Consider the following 646-nt stretch of genomic DNA (forward strand, 5'->3'; position numbering starts at 1 on the left):
CTCTACCGCTCTAAAGTTCACGACCGAGTCAGCAATTGATTCCTGTTTGCCCTCTTCCGTCATAAGCGCCAGCTTGGCCTGAACATTATCAAGACCGACAGAACTGCTTAACGTGGTGGTTAAATATCCATCCTTATCTGTGGTCAGGCTCTGGTTGCCAAAAACCAGCTTACCGTCCTTGGCTAACTGGCCATAGTCATACTTGCCGTCTGGGTGAACTGCCTGCCAAATGACCTTGTCGCGGTCAAAGGACAGACCGGGGAGGGCAGCACCACTGGTAGCATCGGTCACTTTTACCCGATAGGTATGCGCCTGCTTGCCGTCGCCATTCACCTCCGGATGAGGTGAGGTGATTTCAACCTCGCCAAGCTTAACGGCAGCCGAGACATGCATGGATACCAACGGTAAAAAAAGAAAACTAATATAAGACAAAAATCGAATGAACTTGTTATTTATATAGACGTCCATATAAAATTCCTCATGTAATATTTTATATTCCAATAGCCGGGCAAGAATAAATAGTTATCTTGCACTCGGGACACATTAAATGACTTGTTGACAACAGGGTAATGAAATATTGTTATTGGCTGATAAGAAAAAGTTATCACTTCAATAATAAAAAGCAGGCTCCATTATTTGGAGCCTG

At 44.4% G+C, this 646-nt stretch carries 1 protein-coding gene; it reads right to left on the reverse strand.

Going from position 1 to position 646, the window contains the following annotated elements; translation table 11 throughout:
* Positions 1 to 468 (reverse strand): Ig-like domain-containing protein (locus PSI17_RS17220; protein ID WP_273553115.1); only part of this gene is annotated, 468 nt, incomplete at its 3' end.
* Positions 469 to 646 lie beyond the last annotated feature (178 nt).

Source organism: Xenorhabdus sp. IM139775 (genome assembly GCF_028598745.1).
Lineage (GTDB): Bacteria > Pseudomonadota > Gammaproteobacteria > Enterobacterales > Enterobacteriaceae > Xenorhabdus.